Origin of the sequence: Caballeronia sp. ATUFL_F2_KS9A, from assembly GCF_023630765.1 — a bacterium.
Lineage (GTDB): Bacteria > Pseudomonadota > Gammaproteobacteria > Burkholderiales > Burkholderiaceae > Caballeronia > Caballeronia zhejiangensis.
In genome coordinates this window covers 1-22,441 of record NZ_JALQEK010000030.1, presented here as the reverse complement: position 1 = coordinate 22,441, position 22,441 = coordinate 1, and the positions used below count along the sequence as shown (strand labels likewise).

The window sequence follows — 22,441 nt, the reverse complement described above, 5'->3', positions numbered from 1 at the left end:
TTGCCTTTCGCCCCTACTCCGGGCGGTGCTCTCGCTCACGATATTTCTGACATTTTGGGATCGCGGCGGCGGTTTTGAATCGCCAATCCTTAGCCGAAAAAAGACAACGGGGCGCGATCGCCGGATAACCCACTGATGTGAAAGCGATTCGAGCGCGTGATGAAACGTTGTAGCGAGCCCACGCCGAGTATGTCAACGCGGATCGCCCGAAGCGGCGGACGTTGCCGGGAGATTGGTAAGGCTTCCGAATCATCGTTCGAAAGGTTTGCCTTTCGTGCTCCGGCGTTGCGCAGAAGCGAAAAAGCCGCGGCGCGAATGACGCGCCGCGGCTTTCATCAGACCGACCCGAAGCGTTATTCCGCCAGTTGCAGCTTGCCGTCGATGCGGCGGTTCAGGCCGAGCGGATTCGCCGTCTTCAGCGCGTCGGGCAGAAGCGCGTCAGGCAGATCCTGATAGCTGACCGGGCGCAGGAAACGGTTGATCGCGAGACTGCCGACCGAAGTCGAGCGGCCATCCGCCGTCGACGGGAACGGGCCGCCGTGCACCATCGCGTGGCCGACTTCCACGCCCGTGCCGAAGCCGTTCACCAGCAGGCGGCCGGTGCGGCGCTCGAGCGCGGGCAGGACGCGCTTCGCATCGGCGTAATCGGCCTCGTCGATATGCAGCGCCGAGGTCAACTGGCCTTCCAGCGATTCGATCAGATCGATCATCGCGTCGAGGCTCGGGCAACGCACGACCAGCGACGATGCACCGAAGATTTCCTCTTGCAGATCGTGATTCTTGCGGAACGCTTCGGCGGTGGTGACGAACAGCGCCGACTGGCCCTGATTGTCGCCCTTCGCTTCGAGGCCGCGCGCGGCGGTGGTCACGTCGGCGTTATCGGCGGTCTTCGCGACCGAGTTCGCGTACGTCTTGCAGATGCCCGGCGTAAGCATCGTCTGCGCGGCGGTTTCCTTGAGCGCAGCGGAAGCCGCTTCGATGAACTTCTCGAGATCCGGGCCGTCGACGGCCAGAATCAGGCCCGGATTCGTGCAGAACTGGCCCGCGCCGAGCACGAGCGACGAGACGAACGCCTTGCCGATGGCTTCGCCGCGATTCTTGAGCGCGTTCGGGAAGAGCAGTACCGGGTTGATGCTGCTCATTTCCGCGTAGACGGGGATGGGTTCCTTGCGCGCCGCCGCGATCTTCATCAGCGCGACGCCGCCGCCGCGCGAGCCGGTGAAGCCCGCCGCCTTGATGCGGTTGTCGGCGACGAGGCCCTGACCGATGTCGCGGCCGCTGTCGAAGAGGAGCGAGAACGTGCCTTCGGGCATGCCGCAGTCCTTCACGGCCTTCTGCACCGCGCGGCCGACGAGCTCCGCCGTGCCGGGATGCGCCGAGTGCGCCTTGACGATGACCGGGCAACCGGCGGCGAGCGCCGACGCCGTGTCGCCGCCGGCGACGGAGAACGCGAGCGGGAAGTTGCTCGCGCCGAACACGGCGACCGGGCCGACGCCGATATGACGCAGACGCAGATCGACGCGCGGCAGCGGCTTGCGCTCGGGTTGCGCCGGATCGATCCGCACGCCGAGAAAATCGCCATTGCGGACGACATCGGCGAACATGCGCAACTGGCCGACCGTGCGGCCGCGCTCGCCTTCGAGACGCGCGCGCGGCAGGCCGCTTTCGATCATGCAGCGCTCGATCAGGTCGTCGCCGATATCGAGGATGTTCTGCGCGATCGTTTCCAGGAACTTCGCGCGCGCTTCGGGCGCGGTTTCGCGGTAGACGTCGAACGCGGCCCACGCGAGGGCGCACGCGCGGTCGAGGTCCGCGAGCGTCGCGCCGCCGAAAGCCGGTTCGATGGCCGCGCCGGTCGACGCGTTGACGGCCTTGATCGAGCCGTTCGAGCCGAAGACCGATTCCTGACCGATGAGCAGGTTGCCAGTGAGTTGCATGATGTCTCGTCCTTGCTTGGAGTGATTCGCGGCAGCCGCATGTACCGGTTGTACGATGACTGCACCTTGCCCGACTATACGGCTTCGCGCGTGCGCCTGTATAGTGAAACCTTTCCATCGCTTGATCGCTTTTTGGAATCATCCCGCGCTTTCCCGCACGCCGAAAGATGAAGAACACGCTCGATGTATTGATGTCGCGGCTGCGCATGAAGCAGCTTCAACTGCTGATCGCGCTCGACGACCACAAATCGCTGCACAAGGCGTCGAGCGCCATGGCGATGACGCAATCCGCCGCGAGCAAGGCGCTCGCCGAACTCGAATCCATGCTGGAAGCGCCGCTATTCGAGCGTGCGAAGAGCGGGCTGATCCCGAATCCGTTCGGCCGCTGCGTGGTGCGCTACGCACGCGTGCTGGCCGCCGATCTCAACGCGCTCTGCCAGGAAGTCGCGCAGATTCGCGCGGGCACGGGCGGGCGGCTGACCGTCGGCACGATCATGGGCGCGGTGCCGGGCGTGGTCGCGCCGATCGTCAACGAGATGCACGCGAAGCATCCGGATCTGGCGATCGAAATCGTCGAGGATACGAGCGCGCGCATGCTGCCGATGCTCGACGACGGCCGCGTCGATCTCGTCATCGGGCGCTCGAGCGTGTCGGATCAGCCGTCGAAGTATCAGTATCAGCCGCTGGCGGACGAGCCGCTTTGCATCGTCGTCGGTCAGGGTCACGAGCGCACGGGCGAGCCGGAAGTCGGTTTCGCCGATCTCGCGCGCTATCGCTGGGTCACGTATCCGAGCTATATGCCGATGAGCGCATTGCTGGAACGCGAACTCGATCTCGCCGGCCTGCCGATGCCCGCCAATCCGATTTCCACCGCCTCGCCGCTGATGACCGTGACGCTGCTGCAAGAGAGCGCGGAACTCGTGTCGATTCTGCCGGCGAGCGTCGCGAAAGTGTTCGAGCGCCACGGCATGCTGCGCATTCTGCCCGTTCGCATGAAGTCGAAATCGCAGACCTACGGCATCGTCACGCGCAGGGGCGGTGAGCTTTCGCCGGCGGCGCGGCAGTTCGTGCAGATGTTGCGCGAGCAGCGCCGGCCGAACTGACACTCAGCGCGTCGCGACGATGAACAGACGCGGGAAGGGCAGGAGCACGCTGCCGTCGTCGAAAACGGTATATGCGGTTTTCAGGCCGGCGCGATAGCGGTCGAGGAACGCGGCCGCTTCCTTCTCGTCGAGCTTCGCGAGGAACGGCCGCAGCGCCGAGCCCTTGAACCATTCGATGATGGCATCGACGCCGCCGTCCAGCGGATGATGGTACGTCGTGCGCCACACGTCGACGCGCGCGCACAGCGGCTTGAGCAACGCGTAATACCAGTCCGCCCGGAAGCGCGCGGTGCGCTCCACGCCCTTCAGCTTGTCGCGCCAAGGGCCATCGGCGGCGGCTTCGCGCATCAGGCGGTGCGCGGGTTCGTCGAGATTGTCGGGCATCTGCACGGCGAGCTGCCCGCCCTTCGCGAGCTTGCCGGCGAGCGACGGAAACAGCGTCTCGTGATCGGGCACCCACTGCAGCGCCGCGTTCGCGAGAATCAGATCGAACGGTCCTTCTGCCTGCCACGCGGAAATGTCGGCGAGCGCGAATTCGACTTGGGGCAGGCGCTTTTTCGCCGCGTCGATCATGTCGCCGGAATTGTCGACGCCGATCACGCGCGCGTTCGGCGCATGCGCGATGAGCGTTTCGGTTGAATTGCCGGGGCCGCAGCCGAGATCGACCGCCGTGCGTGCGGCTCGCGCATGAGTCGCGTTCAGCAGATCGCGGACGGGGCGCGTGCGCTCTTCCTCGAACAGCGAATATTGGCGCGCTTGCCATTCGGGCGATGATGTCGTCATTGAAGGCTCCAGTCGATGTTCGTCGTGATATCACACGCGATTCTAGATGCGCGGGCCGCGCCGATCCAAAGCCGCGCGACGGCCTTTGAATGGAACGCTGAATCCGATGTGCACGCGAGTCATTGAAAAAACTCGGATATGTCCCTTTCGCGCGGGCATCGCGCCTATACTGGCGAAGCATTCGCGGGCGGTTCCAGGCAATATCGGAACTTGCTTTCGCATGCATATCACGAACATCATTCGCGCCGCCCTCCGGCGCCTTAAGCACTCGGGGACTCGCAGATGAGCGACACGTCAGTCGGCGGCTTGAAGGGTCTCGTGGACGCGCTGCGCGCGCAGCAAGACGCGCTCACCGAACGCTGGATGAAGCTCGTGTTCGGCGATCAGGAAGTCGAACATTCGGATCAGCTCACGTATCGGCAGCTTGCGGATCATCTGCCGAGCATCTTCGATGAAATCTGCATCGTGCTGGAATCGCGCAATCTGCGCGACCAGGAAGGCGCGATCGAGCGCGACGCGCGCCAACACGGGCAATGGCGCTGGCAGCAAGGCTACCGTATCGATGAACTCGTGCGCGAACTCGATCTTTTTCGTCAGGTGTTGCTGCTCGCGATCGGCGAATACGCGGGCGCCCATGACGATCTTTCGCGCGCCGACGAAGAGCACGCGCGCCTCATGACCGATGAAGTCGTGAGCTTCGTCACGCTGGCGTCGATTCGCGAGGCGATCGGCGAGCGCGATCGCAAGATCGACGAATACACCGGCATGCTGGAGCGCGCCAACTACGAGCTGACGCTGCGGCAAAAGCTCATCGGCGATTTGTACGAGACGCGCATGCAGGTCACGCGGCGCGTCGCGCACGATCTGCGCAATTTCCTCAACGTGTTCTCGACGGCGCTGCAACTGGCCGCGCGCTCGGCCGCGAAGCGCGAGACGGCGCTCGGACTGGCGAACCGGCAAGTCGCCGACATGGCGTCGCTCGTCGACGAGATGGTCGAATATTCGAAAGTGCTGGGCGACGATTCGGTGCTGACGGTCGAGCCGTTCGATCTCGTCGGTCTCTTCGACGAGCTGATGCAGGCCTGCCGCGTCGCGACCGAATCGAAGGGATTGAAGCTGATCGGCCATCTCGATCCGGCGCTCGGTGAGGTGACGTCGAACCGGCTGAAGGTGAAGCAGGTCGCGCTGAATCTGCTGTCGAATGCGATCAAGTACACGTCGTCGGGCGAGATCGCACTGTCGATCGCCGCCGCGCCCGATCAGCGCTGGAAATTGCGCGTCGCCGATACGGGCGTCGGCATCAGCGTGGCGGATCAGGAGCGCGTGTTCGAGGAATTCGAGCGCGCCGCCGATGACGACATTCCCGGCGCCGGGCTCGGCCTTGCGATCGTCAAGGAGTTGTCGCGCACGCTGGAAGGGGAACTGCGCTTCCAGTCGTCGAAAGGGCGCGGAAGCGTGTTCGAAGTGACGTTCCCGATGGTGCTGGAACCGAAGGCTTCCGACGCTCAATAAACGAAAAAAGGCGGACGGGTCGCCCCGTCCGCCTTCCGGTCACCACGACGCCTGAACGATGCTCAGGCCGCCGCTTCTTCTTCGACCACTGCTTCGTCTTCCACCGACGCGCGGATCAGATGGTCGAACGCCGAGAGCGCCGCCTTCGCGCCTTCGCCGACCGCGATCACGATCTGCTTGTACGGCACCGTCGTCACGTCGCCCGCGGCGAACACGCCCGGCAGCGAGGTCGCGCCCTTCGCATCGACGACGATCTCGCCGTGCTTCGACAACTCGACTACGCCCTTCAGCCATTCGGTGTTCGGCACGAGGCCGATCTGCACGAACACGCCTTCCAGCTCGACGTGATGGCTCGCGCCCGTCGCGCGGTCCGTGTACGTGATGCCGTTGACCTTCTTGCCGTCGCCGGTGACTTCGGTCGTCTGCGCCTCGGTGACGATCGTCACGTTCGGCAGGCTGCGCAGCTTCTTCTGCAGGACCGCGTCGGCGCGCAGCTCGTTGCCGAATTCGATCAGCGTCACCGCCGACACGATGCCCGCGAGGTCGATCGCCGCTTCCACGCCCGAATTGCCGCCGCCGATCACGGCGACGCGCTTGCCCTTGAAGAGCGGGCCGTCGCAGTGCGGGCAGTACGCCACGCCGCGTCCGCGATACTCGCGCTCGCCCGGCACGTTGATTTCACGCCAGCGCGCGCCGGTCGACAGAATCACGGTCTTCGCCTTCAGCACCGCGCCGCTCGCGAGATGGATTTCATTGATGCGGCCCGGCACCAGCTTCTCGGCGCGTTGCACGTCCATGATGTCGACTTCGTAGCTCTTGACGTGCTGCTCCAGCGCCGTGGCGAACTTCGGCCCTTCGGTTTCCTTGACGGAGACGAAGTTTTCGATGGCCATCGTATCGAGCACCTGACCGCCGAAGCGCTCGGCGACGACGCCCGTCGCGATGCCCTTGCGCGCCGAATAGATCGCCGCCGCCGCGCCGGCAGGACCGCCGCCGACGATCAGCGTGTCGAACACCGGCTTGTTCTCGAGTTCCTTCGCCGCGCGCGCCGATGCGCCCGTGTCCAGCTTCGCGAGGATTTCCTTCACGCCCATGCGGCCCGAGCCGAAGCTCTCGCCGTTGACGAACATCATCGGCACGGACATGACCTGGCGTTCCTCGACTTCCTGCTGGAACAGCGCGCCGTCGATCGCGACATGCTTGATGCGCGGGTTGATGATCGCCATCACGTTCAGCGCCTGCACGACTTCCGGGCAGTTCTGGCACGACAGCGAGAAATACGTCTCGAACGCGAAGTCGCCGTCGAGATTCTTGATCTGCTCGATGATGGCGTCGTCGAGCTTGATCGGATGGCCGCCGGCTTGCAACAGCGCGAGCACGAGCGACGTGAATTCGTGGCCCATCGGGATGCCGGCGAAGTGGATGCCCGCAGCCTTGCCCGCCTCGCCGATGGTGAAGGACGGACGACGCACGCTGGCGTCCTCTTTCTCGACGACGCTGATCCGCGCAGACAGCGTAGCGATCTCGTCGAGCAGGCTTTTCAGCTCACGCGACTTGTCGCTGTCGTCGAGGAAGGCGACGAGTTCGATCGGCCGGGTGACTTTTTCCAGATACGCTTTTAATTGATTCTTGAGATTGGCGTCGAGCATGGCGATGTCCGTTCCTTGACTTGGGATATTGCAGACGTGTTCCGCCGCGGCGCTGCGAAATTCGCAGCGCCGGACGAACACGTTTTTTGGGGTGAACCTGCCGCAGAACCGCGGCAAGTTCGATACAGCGCTCGTGAAGTACGAGACTTAGATCTTGCCGATCAGGTCGAGCGACGGGGTCAGCGTTTCAGCGCCCGGCGTCCACTTGGCGGGGCACACTTGACCCGGATTCTTCGCGATGTACTGAGCAGCCTGAACCTTGCGGAGCAGTTCGCCAGCGTCGCGGCCGATGCCGTTGTCGTGCACTTCGCACAGCTTGATCTCGCCTTCCGGGTTGATCACGAACGTGCCGCGCAGCGCCAGGCCTTCTTCTTCGATCAGAACGTCGAAGTTGCGCGAGATCGCGAGCGTCGGGTCGGCGATCATCGGATAGTTGATCTTCTGGATCGTGTCCGACGTGTCGTGCCATGCCTTGTGCGTGAAGTGCGTGTCGGTCGAAACCGAGTAGATTTCCACGCCGAGCTTCTTGAATTCTTCGTAGCGGTCAGCCAGGTCGCCCAGTTCGGTCGGGCAGACGAACGTGAAATCGGCCGGGTAGAACACAAACACCGACCACTTGCCCTTCAGGCTTTCATCGGTGACGGTCACGAACTCGCCATTGTGATAGGCGGTTGCTTTAAACGGCTTGACTTGACTGTTGATGATGGGCATTACCAGTTTCCTTTTGGAGTGGTGTTGAAGAAGTAAGTGAACTATACAGGAAAGCTATCGCACTTGCGAAGTGGATTGATTTTATTGTCGGGATAGCGCCGGCCTATCGACGCGATATTTTGGCGTTTTCCCGCACAAGGCATTCTGATTGCATGCGCCTTCGCAGGTTCCTTAAACAGACTTGGTTGCTTTCACTTTCATTTCAAGGAGGCAGTATGAAAATAGGAATCATCGGAGCGGGAAATATCGGTTCGGTGCTGGCACTGCGCTTCACCGAGAAAGGGCATGACGTGCGTATCGCGAACTCGCGCGGCCCGGCGTCGCTCGCGGATATCGAGCGCGAGACCGGCGCGAAGGCCGTCGAAGCGCGGGACGCGGTGAAGGACGCCGAAGTCGTCGTCGTCACGATTCCCGAAGCCAAGGTGCCGAACCTGCCGAAGGATCTGTTTGCGGGCGTGCCGGCGAGCGTCGTCGTGATCGACACCGGTAACTACTATCCGCAGCAGCGCGACGGGCGGATCGAAGGCATCGAAAAGGGCACGCCCGAGAGCCGCTGGGTTGAGCAGCAGATCGGTCGGCCGGTCGTGAAAGCGTTCAACAATATCTATGCGGATCACCTGAAGAACCGCGGCAAGCCGCCGGGAACGCCGGGCCGCATCGCGCTGCCGGTCGCGGGCGATGACGCGCAGGCAAAGGCCGTCGTGATGAAGCTCGTCGATGAGATCGGCTTCGATCCGGTCGATGCCGGCCAGATCGACGATTCCTGGCGTCAGCAGCCCGCGACGCCCGTCTACACCGCCGATCTCGACGCCGCCGGCCTGCGCGCGGCGCTTCAGAAGGCCGATCCGGTGCGCAAGCCCGAATGGCGCGCGACGGACAAGAGTCCCGGCACGTTCGACCAACCCGCGTAGAAGCGAAAGACCGTACGGTAAAGCGCAGGAACGCGCGCGCGCCGTGAGACAATCTGCAAACTTTCCCGATGGGCTTTAACATGACGAACCGGGCTGGCGCAAAAATGCAGCCGCCGTCCGGCGTCGTGGACTCGCAGATTGACTATGAAAACCGCTTCTCCTACGCAGGACGTGCAGAACCCGCAACACCGCTTCGGCGAGTGCGACGAGTGCGCGGACGTCGAACTCGTGGCGACCGCCACCATTCCGACCCGCTACGGCACTTTCGCTTCGTACGTCTATCGCGTGAAGCACACGGATGTGGAGCACATCGCGTTCGTGATGGGCGACGTGAGCAGCGGCGAACCCGTGCTGACGCGCCTGCACTCCGAATGCGTGACCGGCGATGTCTTCGGCTCGTACCGCTGTGACTGCGGCGAGCAGCTCGATCTGGCATTGCGCTATATCGCCGCGGAGGCTCGCGGGATTCTGCTGTATCTGCGCGGCCATGAAGGGCGCGGCATCGGCCTCGCGAACAAGATCCGTGCATACGCGCTGCAGGAACAGGGGCTCGATACCGTCGATGCGAACCTGCATCTCGGCCTGCCCGACGACGCCCGAGAATACGATTCCGCCGCCGCGATCCTGCGTTCCATGAACGTGAAGTCGGTGCGATTGATGAGCAACAATCCGTCGAAGTTCGACACGCTGCTCAGGCACGATATTCCCGTATGCGAACGCGTCGCGCTCGCCATCCCGATGCGCGAGGAAAACGAGCGCTATATCAAGACGAAGCAGGCGCGCTTCGGGCATTACTTCGACGAGAACGAGTAAGCCCGACAGTGCGCGCGCTCACTGCGCGTCGTGAAAAATTACCCCGAGCATATGCCTGCGTCCCGAGCGCAGGCGGCTCACGCCGTGCTTCATGTTCACCCGATACGGCCCGCGCGTGCCCTGCACCGGCCGATGATGCACCGCGAAGAACACCGCATCGCCTTGCAAAAGCGGTACGACTTCCGCACGCGACTGCATGCGCGGACGCTGCTCCGTCATCACGAATTCGCCGCCGGTGAAATCGTGGCCGGGCGCGGAAAGCAGGATCGCCATCTGAATCGGAAAGACGTGCTCGCCGTAGAGATCCTGATGCAGACAGTTGAAATCGCCGGGCACGTAACGTAGCAAGAGCGGCGTCGGCCGTGTCTGCCCCGCGCGATGACAGCGCTCGATGAACGCCGCATGCTCGCGCGGATAGCGCGTCTCGATGCCCATCACCTCGTTCCAGCGATTCGCGACCGGCGCGAGATGCGGATACACCGCGCGCCGCACGCGTTCGAGCGCGCCCGGCAACGGATACGCGAAGTATTTGTATTCGCCGCGCCCGAAGCCGTGGCGCTCCATCACGACGCGGCTGCGAAAAATGCCGTCGCGATCGTAAAGCGCCGCGAGCGCCTCGCATTCGTCGCGCGAAAAAAGCGCCGACGCCGTCGCGCAGCCGAAGCTATCGAGTTGCGCTTCGAGATCGGCCCAGTCGAGCGCGTCGATGCGATCGCCGATATCGTCTGCCGTCGCGCGTTCGAGCACCTTCATGTCGTTCCTCCGGATGTGCGTGGATTCGAATGAAGTGTGCGCCCGCGACGCGACGCACGCACTCCGGCTCTTGCTGTGCAATTCAATGCGCGGCCGCAGTCTCCGCGATGCGTTCGTGCAGCGCGGCCTTGCGCGCGGCCATCTTCGCGCCGATCGCGACGAGATCCATCTGCGTCTTGCGCACGGCCGGGAAGAGTACGGTTTCCTCTTCCTCGATGTGATGCACCGCGTTTTCCTTCAGCACCTTGAACGTCGCGTCGAAACCGTCTTCGCCGGCGCGCAGGTTCGCGAATCGTTCGATCAGCGTCTTCACCAGAAAATGCTCGACGTAGGCTTCGTCCACGTCGATGCGCCGGTCCGCTTCGAGCGCGTTCTGCGCGCCCGGATACAACAATTCTTCCTCGACGATCGTATGGATCGTCAACAGTTCGCACGCGCGCTGCACGAGCGAGTTCTTGCGCTCGAAATCGTCGTGGTCCGCGCGTTCGAAGGCATCGAACAATTGTTCGATGGCGCGGTGATCGGCTTCGAGCATGTCGAGCGCATCGATGGGTCGCGGGGTTTGAGCGGTGGACATGGGGTTCTCCAATAGTGGGCTCTGTCGGCCCGGTAGCGACATCTGCGTGTCCCCAAGGTGCCGTAAAAAAGCAAGACGAATGCCCGCTATGGATCAGTTAACGGCGGCGGTGCGCGCGTCTAGATAGTGGTATTTCTCGATTCGCTCAAGTCGCGTTGGCGCAGCACTTTCACCTGCCACCACGCGGGCAGCAGCCGCCGCACTTCGGCGCGCGCGAAGCGGTCGTCGATCAGATAAAGCACGCCGCGATCGAGCGGTCCGCGAATCACGCGTCCCGCCGCCTGCACCACTTTCTGCAAGCCGGGAAAAAGATACGTGTACGCATAGCCCTCGCCGAACGCCTCGTGCATGCGCGCTTTCATTTGCTGATTGACGGGATTGAGTTGCGGCAGCCCGAGCGTCGCGACGAACGCACCGATGAGACGCGTGCCCGGCAGATCGATCGCCTCGCCGAACGCGCCGCCCAGCACCGCGAATCCGATACCGCGTCCATCGGCGACGAAGCGCGCGAGAAACTCGCGTTGCGCCGCCTCGCTCATCGCGCGGGACTGCTGCCAGCAGGGAATCGACGGATGACGCGCCGCCAGCGCCGCCGCCACTTGCGTCAGATAGTCGAAGCTGCTGAAGAAGCTCAGATAGTTGCCCTCGGCGCGGAAGTATTGCGCGGCGATGAGATCGGCGATGCGATCCACCGAGCGCTCGCGATCCCGATAGCGCGTCGAAAGATCGGCGATCGCGCGCACGTCGAGCTGATCGGCGGAGAAGGGCGATTCGACGTCGATCCGCACGCTCGATGCCGGCAAGCCGAGCGTATCGGCGTAAAAGTGCGCGGGCGTGAGCGTCGCCGAAAAGAGCGCGACGCTGTGCGCGCGCGCCAATCGCGGCGCGAGATGCGGCGCGGGAATCACGTTGCGCAGGCAGAGCGTGGCATTGCGCTTCTTCGCGTTTGCGCTCGCGTTTGCGTTCGCGCCGGAAAGCGTGATGTCGAAGATCGAATGCGACCCGAAACGCTCCGCGATGCGCGTGAAATGCACGGCATCGAAATAGAAGCGCAGCGTGTCGGGCGTGAAGGCGTCGGGCTGTTCGCCGAGCGTTTCTGTCATCAGCGAAACGGCTTGCCCGAGCGCGGTCAAAAAGCGCGCGGGCAGCTCCGTATGCGCCGCGTACTCGATGCCCGACGCGTGCTGCTCGCTCGCCGTCTCGCTCCAGCTTCGCGCGACGCGCCCGAGCGCCTTCCTGAGCACGCCCGGCGCGCCGCGGCGCATCGCGTTGAAGGCGGACTGATCGAGTCTCGCGGAATACATGCCGCGCGCGCGTTCGACGAGGTTGTGCGCTTCGTCGACGAGCACCGCCACGCGCCAGCGATTCGCCTCCGCGAGCGCGAAGAGCATCGCGCTCGTGTCGAAGTAGTAGTTGTAATCGCCGACGATCACATCGCTCCAGCGCGACAATTCCTGGCTCAGATAGTACGGACAGATGTCATGCCGGCGCGCGACCTCGGCGACCGACGCCCGATCGAGCTGCGTGCATTGGAGCGCGGCGGCGCGCGCATCGGCGAGGCGATCGTAGAAGCCGCGCGCGAGCGGACACGATTCGCCGTGACACGCGCGATCGGGATATTCGCAAGCCTTGTCACGCGCGACGAGTTCGACGACGCGCAACGGCTTCGCGGCGAGCGTCGTGAGCGCGTCGAGCGCGAGTTGCCGTCCCGCGCTTTTCGCGGTGAGAAAGTAGATCTTGTCGAGCTCCTGGCCGGGCCACGCCTTCAGGAGCGGAAAGAGCGTGCCGACCGTTTTGCCGATGCCCGTCGGCGCTTGCGCGGCGAGACAGCGCTTCGACACCGCCGAGCGATACACCGCTTCCGCGAGCGCGCGCTGGCCGGGGCGGAAATCGGCGTGAGGGAACGCGAGCGTCTTCAGCGCTTCGTCGCGTGCCGCCCCGTGCGCCAGTTCCTGCCGCGCCCACGCGATGAAGCGTTCGCACTGCGCCTCGAAATGCACGGCGAGCGCTGCGGCCGTTTGCGTCTCGACGAGCACGCTTTCGGTTTCATCGACGATATCGAAATAAACGAGCGCGATGTCGATGGCTTCCAGCCCGAGCTTTCGGCACATCAGATGTCCGTAGACGCGCGCCTGCGCCCAATGCAGATGCCGATGATTCTCCGGCATCGATTCGAGCTTGCCGCGATGCGTCTTGATTTCCTCGAGCCGGTTGAGCGCGGGATCGTAGCCATCGGCGCGGCCGCGCACGAGTAGCGGGCCGTAGGTTTCCGAAAGCGAAATTTCCTTTTGATATCCGTCCGGCCGACGGTTCGTCACCGTGACATGGCCGGCGACGCCTTCCTGCGCGCTCGGCGTCGGCGTAAAGCGTAGATCGAGATCGCCCTGTTTCGCCGTGAACTCGCACAGCGCGCGCACGGCGACGGTGTAGGCGGGCTCGGATACTGTATGCATGTACAGGAGTCTAGCACGCGCCTTTCACGAAGCCGCGCGCAGCAGTTCTCCGAGCGTTTTCATCGCGTTGTCGATTTGCGGCGACCATGGATGACCGAAATTGACGCGCACATGATTCCCGAAATCGTGACGCGCGGAGAAGATCGGCCCCGGCGTCACGTTGATGCCGTGTTCGAGTCCCCGCCGATGCAACTGCATCGCGTCGACGTGATCGGCCAGTTGCAGCCACAGGAAATAGCCGCCGTCCGGCCGCCGATATGCGACGTCGGACGGCAGCCAGCGCGCGATGGCGTGCTCCATCGCATCGCGTTGCGCGAGAAGCGCGCCGCGCAGCTTGCGTAAATGCTTGTCGAAGCCGCCGTGCTGCAAATAATCGGCGATGCCCGCCTGAATCGGGACGCTGGTGGAAATGCTCGTCATCAGCTTGAGACGCCGGATCGCATCGGCGAAACGGCCCGCCGCGACCCAGCCGAGCCGATACCCCGGCGCAAGCGTCTTCGACAGCGATGCGCAATGCATCACGAGCCCGTTCGTATCGAAAGCTTTCGCGGGCGGCGGACGATCCTGCGCGAAATGCAGTTCGCCGTAGACATCGTCTTCGATCAGCGGGACCTCGTGCTTCGCGAGCAATGCGACGAGCGCGCGCTTTTTCTCGACGGAAAGCGTCGCGCCGGTCGGATTCTGAAAGTTCGTCATGAACCAGCACGCGCGCACCGGATGCTTGTCGAGCGCTTCGGCGAGCACGTCGAGATCGAGACCGTCTTGCGGATCGACCGGAATCTCCACCGCGCGCAAGCCGAGATGCTCGATAGCCTGCAACGCGGCATAGAAGCACGGCGATTCGATCGCGACGACATCGCCCGGCTGCGTGACGGCCATGAGGCAAAGCGTGAGCGCTTCCATCGCGCCGTTCGTGACGATGAGTTCGTCCATCGGCTGCGCGATTCCCATGCCGATATAACGCAGCGCGATCTGTCCGCGCAACGCCTCGTTGCCCGGCGGCATGTCGACGACGGTGCTCCACGGATCGAGCATCCGCGCCGCGTGCGCGAGCGACTTCGCAAGACGCTGCAACGGAAAGAGCGCCGGCGATGGAAACGCGGAGCCGAGCGGCACGACGTCCGGGCGCTTCACGGCGTCGAGCACGGAGAACACGAGGCTGCTTACGTCGATGGGCGCGGGTTCTTTCAGCGTCGCGCTCTCTTTCGGCGCGAGTGCGGCGCCCGGCGCGACGTAATAGCCGGAACGTTCGCGCGCGCGAATCAAGCCCCATTCTTCGAGCAGGTAGTACGCGCGAAAGACCGTCGACTGGCCGACGCCGTATTGCGTCGTCAAATGCCGCACCGAAGGCAGCCGTGCACCGACAGGCAGGCGGCCCGCGCGTATCTCGGCGGCCATCGTGTCGGCAAGGGCTTGGTAGCGCTTCATCGCGGGTATCGGTGAAAGGGCGCGAAATTGTCTCACGCTTTATCGACGGAATATCGACGCCCCGCCGCGCGTTTAATGAATAAGCGGCTTAATCGCCGTGCCCGCTTTTCAATCTTTCGGAGGTGGTTCCATGAAGCTCGCCAGAATCGCAACAGTCATGCTCGCGCTGCTCGCCGGCCTGCTCGCAGGATGTCAGACCGATGGCAGCTCGGGCGCGTCGGGCACGACATCGAACAGCGGCAGCAGCGGCGGATATTGATGCCGTATTTGCCCGCGGCGCTCGCGGCGTTCAAGTCGGCGCTCGGCAACGATGCGGTGCTCGCGGACGATATCGCTTCGTATCTCGATCCGTTCGCGCCCGGCGATGCATCCGCACACGCGCCATCTGCTGTCGTGTTGCCGAAGGACGTCGAAGGCGTGCGTGCGGCATTGGCGGTCGCGAATCGATATCGCGTGCTGCTCTGGACCGTATCGACGGGGCGCAACTTCGCTTACGGCGGCGCCGCGCCGCGTATGCCTGGTTGCGTCGTGCTCGACTTGCGGCGGATGAATCGCATCGTCGAGATCGATGAAACGCTGGGTTATGCGCTCGTCGAACCGGGCGTGACGTATTACGACCTGTATCGCGCGCTCGGCACGCCGCGGCGCTTCTGGCTCGATCCGCCCGCGGCCGGATGGGGCAGCGTGATCGGCAACACGCTCGAACACGGTTACGGCACGACGCCATACGGCGACCATGCGGCGAATCAGTGCGGCATGGAAGTCGTGCTCGCGAACGGCGATGTCGTACGCACCGGCATGGGCGCGATGTCGTCGAGCCGCGACTGGCAGGTATTCAAGAGCGGCTTCGGGCCATCGTACGACGGCATGTTCATGCAATCGAACTTCGGCGTTGTCACGAAGCTCGGCGTCTGGCTCATGCCCGCGCCCGAGGGCTACATGATCTGCCGCTACGCATTCGCGCGCGAGGACGATCTCGAACGCGTCGTCGATACGCTGCGCCCGCTGAAGATGGACGGCACCATCCAGAGCAATGCGGTCATCGAAAGCGCGGTGCGCTGGGCGGCAGGCGTGTCGACGCGCAAGCAATGGTTCGACGGCGACGGCGCGATGCCCGACGACGCCATCGACGCCATGGCGCGCAAGATCGGCATCGGGCGCTGGAACCTGCGCTTCTGCCTGTATGGGCCGAGAGCGCTCGTCGAGGCGCGGCGCGATATCGTGCATGCGCGCTACAGGCCGATCGCGGGCGCGACGCTCTTCGAGATGCCGTATCGCGATGCATCGGTCGAGCCGGAAGGCGGCGGCGATCGCGCGCAAGTCGGCATTCCGGGACTGGAAGCGTTCAATCTGCTCAACTGGCGCGGCGGCTCGGGCGCGCACATCGATTTCTCGCCGATCTGTCCGCCCGTCGGACGCGATGCCGTGAAGCAGGTCCGCATGGTGCGCGAGCGCGCCGCGCAATTCGGCTTCGATTATTACGGCGGATTCACGGCCGGCGAGCGCGCGATGCATCACATCTTCGCGGCGATTTTCGATCGCGACGATCCGAAACAATCGCGCGATGCCGGCGCGCTCGTCGAAACGCTGATCCGCGATGCGGGCGCGGCGGGCTACGGGCAATATCGCACGCATCTGTCGTACATGGACCTCGCCGCCGCGCAATACGATTTCAACGATCACGCGCTGATGCGGCTTTCGAAGACGATCAAGGCGTCGCTCGATCCGAACGGGATTCTGTCGCCCGGCAAGCAGGGCATCTGGCGATGACGACACGGCGCGCGTTTCTTATCGCGATGGGCGTCGTGCCGTGGATGCCGTTCGGCGGCGCGACGCGGCCATCGGCGCGCACGTGGGTCGTCGACGGGGACTTGCCGCAAGGCGGCATCATCGTGCGGCGCGCGCGTCTGACGGGCGCGCAGATCGCATCTCTGTCGGGCGATGCGGGCTGGCTGTGGTTCGAACGCCTGTCGTCGTCGCATGCGATCGGTGGCATCACGCGCTACGCCGATGCGTTCGTGTTGTCTCAACTCGGCGCAGGCGTCGGCATGCGCGCGACGCATCATCGAACGTTCGGTGACGGCGCCGTGCTCTGGACGCTCGAACGTTGCTGAACGCGGTTCGCTAAAATGACACGCATCTCAATATTGCCGCGCACGGACGAAACGATGAACGCCACGGACACACGCACGATCGCCGACTGGCACGCGCATGTCTATTTCGATGCCGCGAGCCGCGACGCCGCGTGGCAGCTTCGGCTCGTGATCGAGCAGCGGTTTGCGACCGAATTGCAGGATGGCGCGCTGCGTCTGGGCCGCTTTCACGAGCGCCCGGTCGGGCCGCATCCGATGTGGTCGTTCCAGTTGGGATTCGGCGATGCGCTGCTCGCGCCGATGCTCGCGTGGCTCACGCTGAATCACGGCGCGCTCGATGTCTTCATGCATCCGAATACGGGCGACGCGCTCGTCGATCATCGCGACTCGGCGGTGTGGATCGGCCGGTCGCACGAACTCCCGCTGAAGAGTCTGGGCGGTTGAGACGTAAAAAAGGCGGACCGCGTCCGCCTTTTGCTGGATCGCCGGCGAGTTACTTCTTCGCGCTTGCCGTCTTCGACGACACCACGCGCACGGCCGTCTGGCCAGCCACCGAGGCGTCGTTTTGCGCGGCCTCCACCACTTGCTGCGCGGCCTTCTTCGCCGCTTCGTAAGCGGAATTCGCCGATTCCGTCGCGGCATCGATCGCCGTGCGCCACGCCGTCACGACGGCTTCGCTGCCGACCGGCGCATTACTCGCGAGACTCTCGACGAACGCCTGCACATTGCGCTGAGACTTCGCGATCTGGTCCTGCGCGGCTTCCAGATAGCCGCCGCGCACGCCCGACGCGATCTCATAGACGCCGAGCCAATAGGCCTGAACGCGCTGGGCGCTGTCTTGCAGGTGCTGGTTCTGAAGCGCGAAGAACGCCTGCGGATCGCGCACGGAGAGCGTTCTGGCGATGAGCGCCTGATGCTCGTCGAGCGCCGTCCTGACCGTACGCACGTTCAGATCGATCAGCTTTTCGAAGCCTTCGACGGCTTGTGCGGCGACACCGAACGTGGTGTCGACCCCCGCCTTTTGTGACGCGATTACATTTTCGGGCGCAAGACTGCTCATGCTCGACTCCATATGGAAATTGCCAATTGATTGCCGATGTATTTGTGCAATGCAGCGAACGACTTATTTTAAGGCAAGCGTGTGGTGTGTCAATTACGTTTTCCCGGCTTGACTTTAAACCACTCAGCCGTTTATTCAAAAATAACAGTGAGCGCAAAGTAAATAAGCGGAGCGATTAAGGACTCATCACACATCACACGAATGCAGGTAGAAAAGAAATAATCCCGACCAGTCGGCCTGCGAACGTGCGTTCATTAAACGCTTGCTGCAGGCGTCCAGGCGCGGCCTGTCGTAAACCCCTAAGACAAAAGTTCCCGAATGCGTTGTTTCCCCACTTGACGCATTGATGCGTTAATTGGAAGAATCTCGCACTGCAACATGCGCGACGGGCTTTCGGTAGGACGGACGATTTCCGGTATTTCTGTCACTGCCGCGTCATCGTGAATCAGTAGGATTCACCTCGCGCTAATGAGCCGGCGCTGAACGGCATAAAGATATAAATCGAGAGACTTGAAGAAAATGGGGCGACATTCCCAAACCCTTGGCCACCTTGAACGCAGTCACGAAGACAACGCCTTGCGGCGCGCCATGGCCGCACGACTCGACCGGGCCTTGCAGAAGGCAAACATCAGTTCCGCAAAAGCCGCTGGCTGGCTCGACGTGAGCGAGCACGACGTGCAATTCTGGCGCCGCGGCATCACGGTTCCGCCGTTCGCGGCATTCAATCGCATCGCGAAGGCGCTGGACATCGATCCGCATTGGCTCTGCACGGGCCAGGCCGAGCGCGCGCACGCCGCCAACTGAGCGTTTCGTTATCGTCAGACATCCGCCGATACGGCCGGCGCCGCCTTGCGTCCATGCAGGAGCACGGTGCCGATGCCGCTCGCCGCGATCACGCACATGCCGATCGCCATCCAGAAGTCGGGCACTTGTCCGAACAGCAACCAGCTGAAAAGGGCGGCGAACGCGAGCTGACCGTAGCCGAGCGGCGTCAGCACGGAGAGCGGCGCGCGCTTTAGCGCCTGAAGCATGAGTCCGTGGCCGGTCGTCGCCATCGTCGCCATGAAGACGACGAGCAGCCAGCTTTCGAATCGTACCTGCGCGAGCGCGGGCAGCATTTCGGCTTGATCCATCCACACGAGCACGCACAGCATGAGCGTCGCGACGAGCGCCGTGAGGAAGTTGGTCGTGATCGCGTCGTCGACGCGCGAAAGATGGCTCGACACCACCTGGAAACACGCGAACGTCGTCGCCGCGCCTATCGGATAGATCACCGTCCAGCTAAACGAGCTGCCGCCCGGCCGCACGACTAGGAGCATGCCGACGAAACCGATCGCGACCAGCGTCCACTTGCTGCGCGGCACGTCGTCTTTCAGCACGAGCGCGGCGAGCAGTGTGGAGATGAGTGGCGCGAGCATCGCGAGGGACGTGCTAACGGGCAAAGGAAGATGCCGCAGCCCTGCGAACGTGCACGCGGAATTGGTCAGCAGCAGCACCGCGCGCACGATCTGCAACTTGACGCTGCCCGTGCGAAAGAGGCCGAACGCGCGGCGGCGTATCTGCCACGCGCCCATGACGATCATCTGGAAAAGATAGCGAACCCAGAGCAAAGCCAGCAGAGGGACGGCGGTGCCGATCAGCTTGACGGTGGAATCGCTTGCCGCGAAGGTCGCGGTCGTCAGGATCATGATGGCGATACCGGCTGCCGTGTTATCGGTATCAATGCGGTATTGCGCCTTGCCCTCTAAGGTTGCCATCGAACTCTCGTGGTAGTGAAGGAACGGTTTTTAGGCCGTTGCTTCAATTCTCCCGGCATCGCAGGACGCTGGCAAGGCAACAGTAAAGTTCTTTTCCGCCGTGTTGCGCACAGGGCACGATGCGGCATATGTACTAGACGGTTCGAACAATCGCATGCTGCGCTCATGCCGATTGCTGGCGGTCGTGCTTTTCGCTCCTAGTTTTTTGTGCCTTGAATTAAGACGCGGATTAGCGCTTTCCTATCTTCGACGCTCTACTATTCGTTGCACGCCAAACGAGAGAACGAATAGCAGCCATGCAAAAGAAGCGCATCATCCTTGCGGCCGCCATGATGTCGATGAGCCTTATCGCATTCATGTCGATGAGTAACAGTTACAGCGCCGCCGATACGTTCCCGATCGCTCGTGCGGCCCCGGAGCAGGTACGGGTGTTTCAGCAGTGAAGCAGTAGAAGCAGTAGAAGCAAGGCAGTATCCGCAGCAGCAGTAAAACGTGACGTGAAAGTGAGAAAAGAGCCGGACGTGTGCCCAAGCATCCGTCCGGCTTTTTCATGCGCGTCCGAAACGCATGCAACGCGCATGCGCCGGCGCACATTATTTCGATGGAACGCCTTGCGCCTGAGCATTTGCCGCCTACACTTAAAGTAGTTTCTCAACTGCTTCGAAGGAGGCAACAATGAGAACGAGAACACGCGAAGTCGTTCGCATGCTCGCGACGTTCCGCCACTCGGCGCGCTGTCGGACGTTGCGTGCGGCGGCGGCGGCGCAGGAAGCGCGCGATCTCGCCAACGAGCCTTCGTCCGACGACCCATCGGAAGACGATGAGCGCGCCGAGTCCGAAGCGCCGTCCGTCGTTCGCAAGCCTCATCCGGGCATGCACTGAAAACGCTGCGCTCAGACGCCCGCCGGATTCCTGAACGGCGAGAAGCGCCAGTGGCCGCTCGCGTCCTTGACCGCGATCGCGCCGTGCTCGTGCAGCATTTCGCCGATCGCGCCCGGCTTGATGTCATCGTTGATGCGGATGACGAGCAGCGTGCGCTGTGGCGTGGCGTCGTCGGCGGCATGAGACGCGGGCGGGCGCGGCGAGACCGGCTCGTGCGGCACGAACCGATTGCGCGCGCAGATCACGCCTTGATGCTCGCCATGAGCGACGTACTCCGCATCGTCCTCGTCGTGCGCGGGCGGCAGCAGAGCATCGATATCGCTCTCGCCACGTCCTGCCCGATAAAGATGCGCGTCGTCGCGTCGCAAACCCGCGAGCTGCAATGCGCGAAGCGCGTCGTGTCCGTCCCGATAGGATCCGAACACACCAACTATGACCTGATTCATCGTCGCCCCCTCTGTCAGTCCGAATGAGTCGCGGACCGGCAATGTCTTCATGCGCGGCCTTTCGCAGTCATGATCCGCGCTCTTTCGATTCGTCAGATGAAGTGCAGCAACACGCGTTCCCGAATGAAGGTTTTGAAAGGAGCGCCGAGGATGACCATTCGTCCGCAGGTTGCGACCCCAACGCCGATCACCTAAAGTAACTGAGCTTCTTTCCCGGATCCGCGCGTCACGCGACGCGCTCTTCGCGAGGTTCGAATGATTGCGAAAGCCTGTGCTTGGGTGCTCGTGCTGATGGCAGGCTCCGCAGCGGCGGCGCCTTGCTATAACGATGGCGATGTCGTCACGCTCGAAGGCACGGCGACGCGCCAGGCCGCACGCGAAGGCGATGCGTCCCCCAAGCCCGCGTGGGTGCTATCGCTGTCGCGTCCGGTGTGCGTGATGAGCGCGAGCACAGGACAAGGCGGTCGCCAGCAGACGAATGTGTCGGCGGTGCAGATCATCGATGCGACGCCCACGGAGAACACACGCATTCAACTGACGGGCAAGCTCGTCACGGGCAATGTCAGCGCTTACTACGCAGTGCCCACGGCAATCTGGGTGCTGAAGCAGCGGGTGCTGTCGGGACAATAGCGTGTACATAGCGCCGCGCGGCCCGCACGGGCGATGCTTCGAAACCGGCGAGAAGTACGAACGATCAGGCGGCTTTCGCGTGCGCCTGATAGCGCCAGTATTCAGCGACGACGATATGCAACGGCTGATTCTCCAGCTTGCGTTCCTCGCCGAATCGCAGGATGGCGTCGAGTTGTGCGCCAGTGCAACGGAACGCTTCGCGGCGCATCGCCGTCTGGTTTTTCTTGTGCGTGGTCATGGCAATCCTTTTTCTAGGACCTTCCCCGACAGGGCAGGCTCGTTCGAACGGGCGGCCCGTGCGCGCGAACACTGTCTGCTGCTTCCACATTAGGCCGGAGCCGCGCACGCGCGACCGGTCGTTAGCGCACATAGCCGTCGAGACATTGCAAACAGCGCAAAGCGCGGGCCAGGGTGCGGAATCGCTTCGTTTCCTTGCGCCGCTGGAATAAAGCCTTCGGTTGCGACGTTTAGCATTCATGGAACCGCGCTCCATGACAGACGCGGAACGAGGAGGAGCCTGTGAGCGTCGATCAGCTCGCGCAGGAGGAACTCGCGCACATCGGCCGGATGATCGCGGAGCTTGAGCGCGTGGCGGCGAAAGCACGCGGGGAGCCGATGCGGCATGCCGTCATGCAGCAGGCGTACTGGCAACGGCGTATCGATGCGTTGATCGATGCGTCGGCGAACGCGCCGTTGCGCCGCGACGCCGACGCGCTGCGCGAGCGTCTGGCCGATGTTTTCGCCGATGCGCGCGCACGAAACACGGGGTACGCCGGACAAGCGGCGCGGGAGACCGGCAGCAGGAAGTGAAGCGAAGCGTCGGGAGGCGGGGGGGGGGGGGGGGGGGCCGGCCCCCCCCCCCCCCCCCCCCGGGTGCCCCGGCGGGCCCGCAATATAATCGCTATTTCTGGCCCGGCCCCCCCCCCGCATAACACGCCGCTCG

The 22,441-nt window shown here is 63.5% G+C and carries 26 protein-coding genes; 14 read left to right on the top strand and 12 right to left on the bottom strand.

Annotated elements, in window-relative coordinates; genetic code table 11:
* Positions 1–353 precede the first annotated feature (353 nt).
* The gene (locus NCS67_RS18170) at positions 354–1,937 is read right to left on the bottom strand and encodes an aldehyde dehydrogenase (NADP(+)) (protein ID WP_250436004.1); all 1,584 of its coding nucleotides are present in this window, start codon (positions 1,935–1,937) and stop codon (positions 354–356) included.
* Positions 1,938–2,104: 167 nt separating this feature from the next.
* Here NCS67_RS18170 and NCS67_RS18165 point away from each other — a divergent pair, with 167 nt between their 5' ends.
* A complete protein-coding gene (locus NCS67_RS18165) occupies positions 2,105–3,040 on the top strand; it encodes a LysR family transcriptional regulator (protein WP_008352964.1) in 936 nt (311 codons plus the stop codon).
* A 3-nt stretch (positions 3,041–3,043) separates the two neighbouring features.
* Here NCS67_RS18165 and tam read toward each other — a convergent pair whose 3' ends face one another.
* Positions 3,044–3,823 (bottom strand): trans-aconitate 2-methyltransferase, encoded by a 780-nt coding sequence (gene tam / locus NCS67_RS18160; RefSeq protein WP_008352965.1) that lies wholly within the window; start codon positions 3,821–3,823, stop codon positions 3,044–3,046.
* Positions 3,824–4,105: 282 nt separating this feature from the next.
* Between tam and NCS67_RS18155 the strand changes: the two genes are divergently transcribed.
* On the top strand, positions 4,106–5,335 hold the full coding sequence (locus NCS67_RS18155; RefSeq protein WP_008352967.1) for a sensor histidine kinase: 1,230 nt from the start codon (positions 4,106–4,108) through the stop codon (positions 5,333–5,335).
* 62 nt (positions 5,336–5,397) lie between these two features.
* Here the strand turns inward: NCS67_RS18155 and ahpF are convergent, their stop codons facing one another.
* Positions 5,398–6,984: an alkyl hydroperoxide reductase subunit F gene (ahpF, locus tag NCS67_RS18150; protein ID WP_008352970.1), complete on the bottom strand. Its 1,587-nt coding sequence runs from the start codon at positions 6,982–6,984 to the stop codon at positions 5,398–5,400.
* A gap of 147 nt (positions 6,985–7,131) precedes the next feature.
* Entirely contained in the window at positions 7,132–7,695 is a 564-nt protein-coding gene (ahpC, locus tag NCS67_RS18145; protein WP_008352971.1) for an alkyl hydroperoxide reductase subunit C, read from the bottom strand.
* A gap of 215 nt (positions 7,696–7,910) precedes the next feature.
* Between ahpC and NCS67_RS18140 the strand changes: the two genes are divergently transcribed.
* Complete coding sequence (locus tag NCS67_RS18140; protein ID WP_250436002.1) at positions 7,911–8,606, top strand: NADPH-dependent F420 reductase; 696 nt, start codon at positions 7,911–7,913, stop codon at positions 8,604–8,606.
* Between the two features lie 144 nt (positions 8,607–8,750).
* Positions 8,751–9,419, top strand: coding sequence for a GTP cyclohydrolase II (gene ribA, locus NCS67_RS18135; RefSeq protein WP_008352974.1), 669 nt, complete (start codon positions 8,751–8,753; stop codon positions 9,417–9,419).
* An 18-nt stretch (positions 9,420–9,437) separates the two neighbouring features.
* Here ribA and NCS67_RS18130 read toward each other — a convergent pair whose 3' ends face one another.
* The 4 genes from NCS67_RS18130 to NCS67_RS18115 form a co-directional block, all read right to left on the bottom strand.
* A complete protein-coding gene (locus NCS67_RS18130; protein WP_033537062.1) occupies positions 9,438–10,172 on the bottom strand; it encodes a 2OG-Fe(II) oxygenase in 735 nt (244 codons plus the stop codon).
* 82 nt (positions 10,173–10,254) lie between these two features.
* The gene (locus NCS67_RS18125; RefSeq protein WP_250436001.1) at positions 10,255–10,749 is read right to left on the bottom strand and encodes a hemerythrin domain-containing protein; all 495 of its coding nucleotides are present in this window, start codon (positions 10,747–10,749) and stop codon (positions 10,255–10,257) included.
* Between the two features lie 119 nt (positions 10,750–10,868).
* Positions 10,869–13,202 carry an ATP-dependent DNA helicase gene (locus NCS67_RS18120; RefSeq protein WP_250435999.1) on the bottom strand — a complete coding sequence of 778 codons (2,334 nt, stop codon included), beginning with the start codon at positions 13,200–13,202 and terminating at the stop codon, positions 10,869–10,871.
* A 24-nt stretch (positions 13,203–13,226) separates the two neighbouring features.
* Positions 13,227–14,630, bottom strand: coding sequence for an aminotransferase-like domain-containing protein (locus NCS67_RS18115; protein ID WP_175979486.1), 1,404 nt, complete (start codon positions 14,628–14,630; stop codon positions 13,227–13,229).
* 130 nt (positions 14,631–14,760) lie between these two features.
* Here NCS67_RS18115 and NCS67_RS31910 point away from each other — a divergent pair, with 130 nt between their 5' ends.
* Genes NCS67_RS31910 through NCS67_RS18100 form a run of 4 tightly spaced genes read left to right on the top strand, consistent with a single transcriptional unit; the run spans position 14,761 to position 17,167 of the window.
* On the top strand, positions 14,761–14,889 hold the full coding sequence (locus NCS67_RS31910) for a hypothetical protein (protein ID WP_268811676.1): 129 nt from the start codon (positions 14,761–14,763) through the stop codon (positions 14,887–14,889).
* The gene (locus NCS67_RS18110) at positions 14,889–16,400 is read left to right on the top strand and encodes an FAD-binding oxidoreductase (protein ID WP_250435997.1); all 1,512 of its coding nucleotides are present in this window, start codon (positions 14,889–14,891) and stop codon (positions 16,398–16,400) included. The genes NCS67_RS31910 and NCS67_RS18110 overlap by 1 nt, the downstream gene beginning before the upstream one ends.
* Positions 16,397–16,744, top strand: coding sequence for a hypothetical protein (locus NCS67_RS18105; protein ID WP_250435996.1), 348 nt, complete (start codon positions 16,397–16,399; stop codon positions 16,742–16,744). Before NCS67_RS18110 ends, NCS67_RS18105 begins: the two co-directional genes overlap by 4 nt.
* 54 nt (positions 16,745–16,798) lie before the next feature.
* Complete coding sequence (locus NCS67_RS18100) at positions 16,799–17,167, top strand: DOPA 4,5-dioxygenase family protein (protein WP_250435995.1); 369 nt, start codon at positions 16,799–16,801, stop codon at positions 17,165–17,167.
* Between the two features lie 49 nt (positions 17,168–17,216).
* On the opposite strand, the gene phaP is transcribed toward NCS67_RS18100, so the two are convergent.
* Positions 17,217–17,783 (bottom strand): TIGR01841 family phasin, encoded by a 567-nt coding sequence (phaP, locus tag NCS67_RS18095; RefSeq protein WP_250435994.1) that lies wholly within the window; start codon positions 17,781–17,783, stop codon positions 17,217–17,219.
* A gap of 519 nt (positions 17,784–18,302) precedes the next feature.
* On the opposite strand from phaP, the gene NCS67_RS18090 reads away from it, so the two are divergent.
* Positions 18,303–18,587 (top strand): helix-turn-helix domain-containing protein, encoded by a 285-nt coding sequence (locus tag NCS67_RS18090; protein ID WP_033537060.1) that lies wholly within the window; start codon positions 18,303–18,305, stop codon positions 18,585–18,587.
* Positions 18,588–18,601: 14 nt separating this feature from the next.
* Here the strand turns inward: NCS67_RS18090 and NCS67_RS18085 are convergent, their stop codons facing one another.
* Entirely contained in the window at positions 18,602–19,540 is a 939-nt protein-coding gene (locus NCS67_RS18085) for a DMT family transporter (RefSeq protein ID WP_250435993.1), read from the bottom strand.
* 296 nt (positions 19,541–19,836) lie between these two features.
* On the opposite strand from NCS67_RS18085, the gene NCS67_RS18080 reads away from it, so the two are divergent.
* Positions 19,837–19,983 carry a hypothetical protein gene (locus NCS67_RS18080; protein ID WP_250435992.1) on the top strand — a complete coding sequence of 49 codons (147 nt, stop codon included), beginning with the start codon at positions 19,837–19,839 and terminating at the stop codon, positions 19,981–19,983.
* A 232-nt stretch (positions 19,984–20,215) separates the two neighbouring features.
* Positions 20,216–20,422: a hypothetical protein gene (locus tag NCS67_RS18075; protein ID WP_250435991.1), complete on the top strand. Its 207-nt coding sequence runs from the start codon at positions 20,216–20,218 to the stop codon at positions 20,420–20,422.
* An 11-nt stretch (positions 20,423–20,433) separates the two neighbouring features.
* Here the strand turns inward: NCS67_RS18075 and NCS67_RS18070 are convergent, their stop codons facing one another.
* Positions 20,434–20,868: a hypothetical protein gene (locus tag NCS67_RS18070; RefSeq protein ID WP_008352992.1), complete on the bottom strand. Its 435-nt coding sequence runs from the start codon at positions 20,866–20,868 to the stop codon at positions 20,434–20,436.
* A gap of 255 nt (positions 20,869–21,123) precedes the next feature.
* On the opposite strand from NCS67_RS18070, the gene NCS67_RS18065 reads away from it, so the two are divergent.
* Positions 21,124–21,498 (top strand): hypothetical protein, encoded by a 375-nt coding sequence (locus tag NCS67_RS18065; protein WP_250435990.1) that lies wholly within the window; start codon positions 21,124–21,126, stop codon positions 21,496–21,498.
* A gap of 64 nt (positions 21,499–21,562) precedes the next feature.
* Here the strand turns inward: NCS67_RS18065 and NCS67_RS18060 are convergent, their stop codons facing one another.
* The gene (locus NCS67_RS18060) at positions 21,563–21,736 is read right to left on the bottom strand and encodes a hypothetical protein (protein ID WP_160172894.1); all 174 of its coding nucleotides are present in this window, start codon (positions 21,734–21,736) and stop codon (positions 21,563–21,565) included.
* Between the two features lie 281 nt (positions 21,737–22,017).
* Here NCS67_RS18060 and NCS67_RS18055 point away from each other — a divergent pair, with 281 nt between their 5' ends.
* Both NCS67_RS18055 and NCS67_RS31905 read left to right on the top strand, forming a co-directional pair.
* Positions 22,018–22,308, top strand: a complete 291-nt coding sequence (locus tag NCS67_RS18055; RefSeq protein WP_008352995.1) for a hypothetical protein — start codon at positions 22,018–22,020, stop codon at positions 22,306–22,308.
* Entirely contained in the window at positions 22,305–22,430 is a 126-nt protein-coding gene (locus NCS67_RS31905) for a hypothetical protein (RefSeq protein ID WP_284504113.1), read from the top strand. The genes NCS67_RS18055 and NCS67_RS31905 overlap by 4 nt, the downstream gene beginning before the upstream one ends.
* The last annotated feature ends 11 nt before the right edge of the window (positions 22,431–22,441 follow it).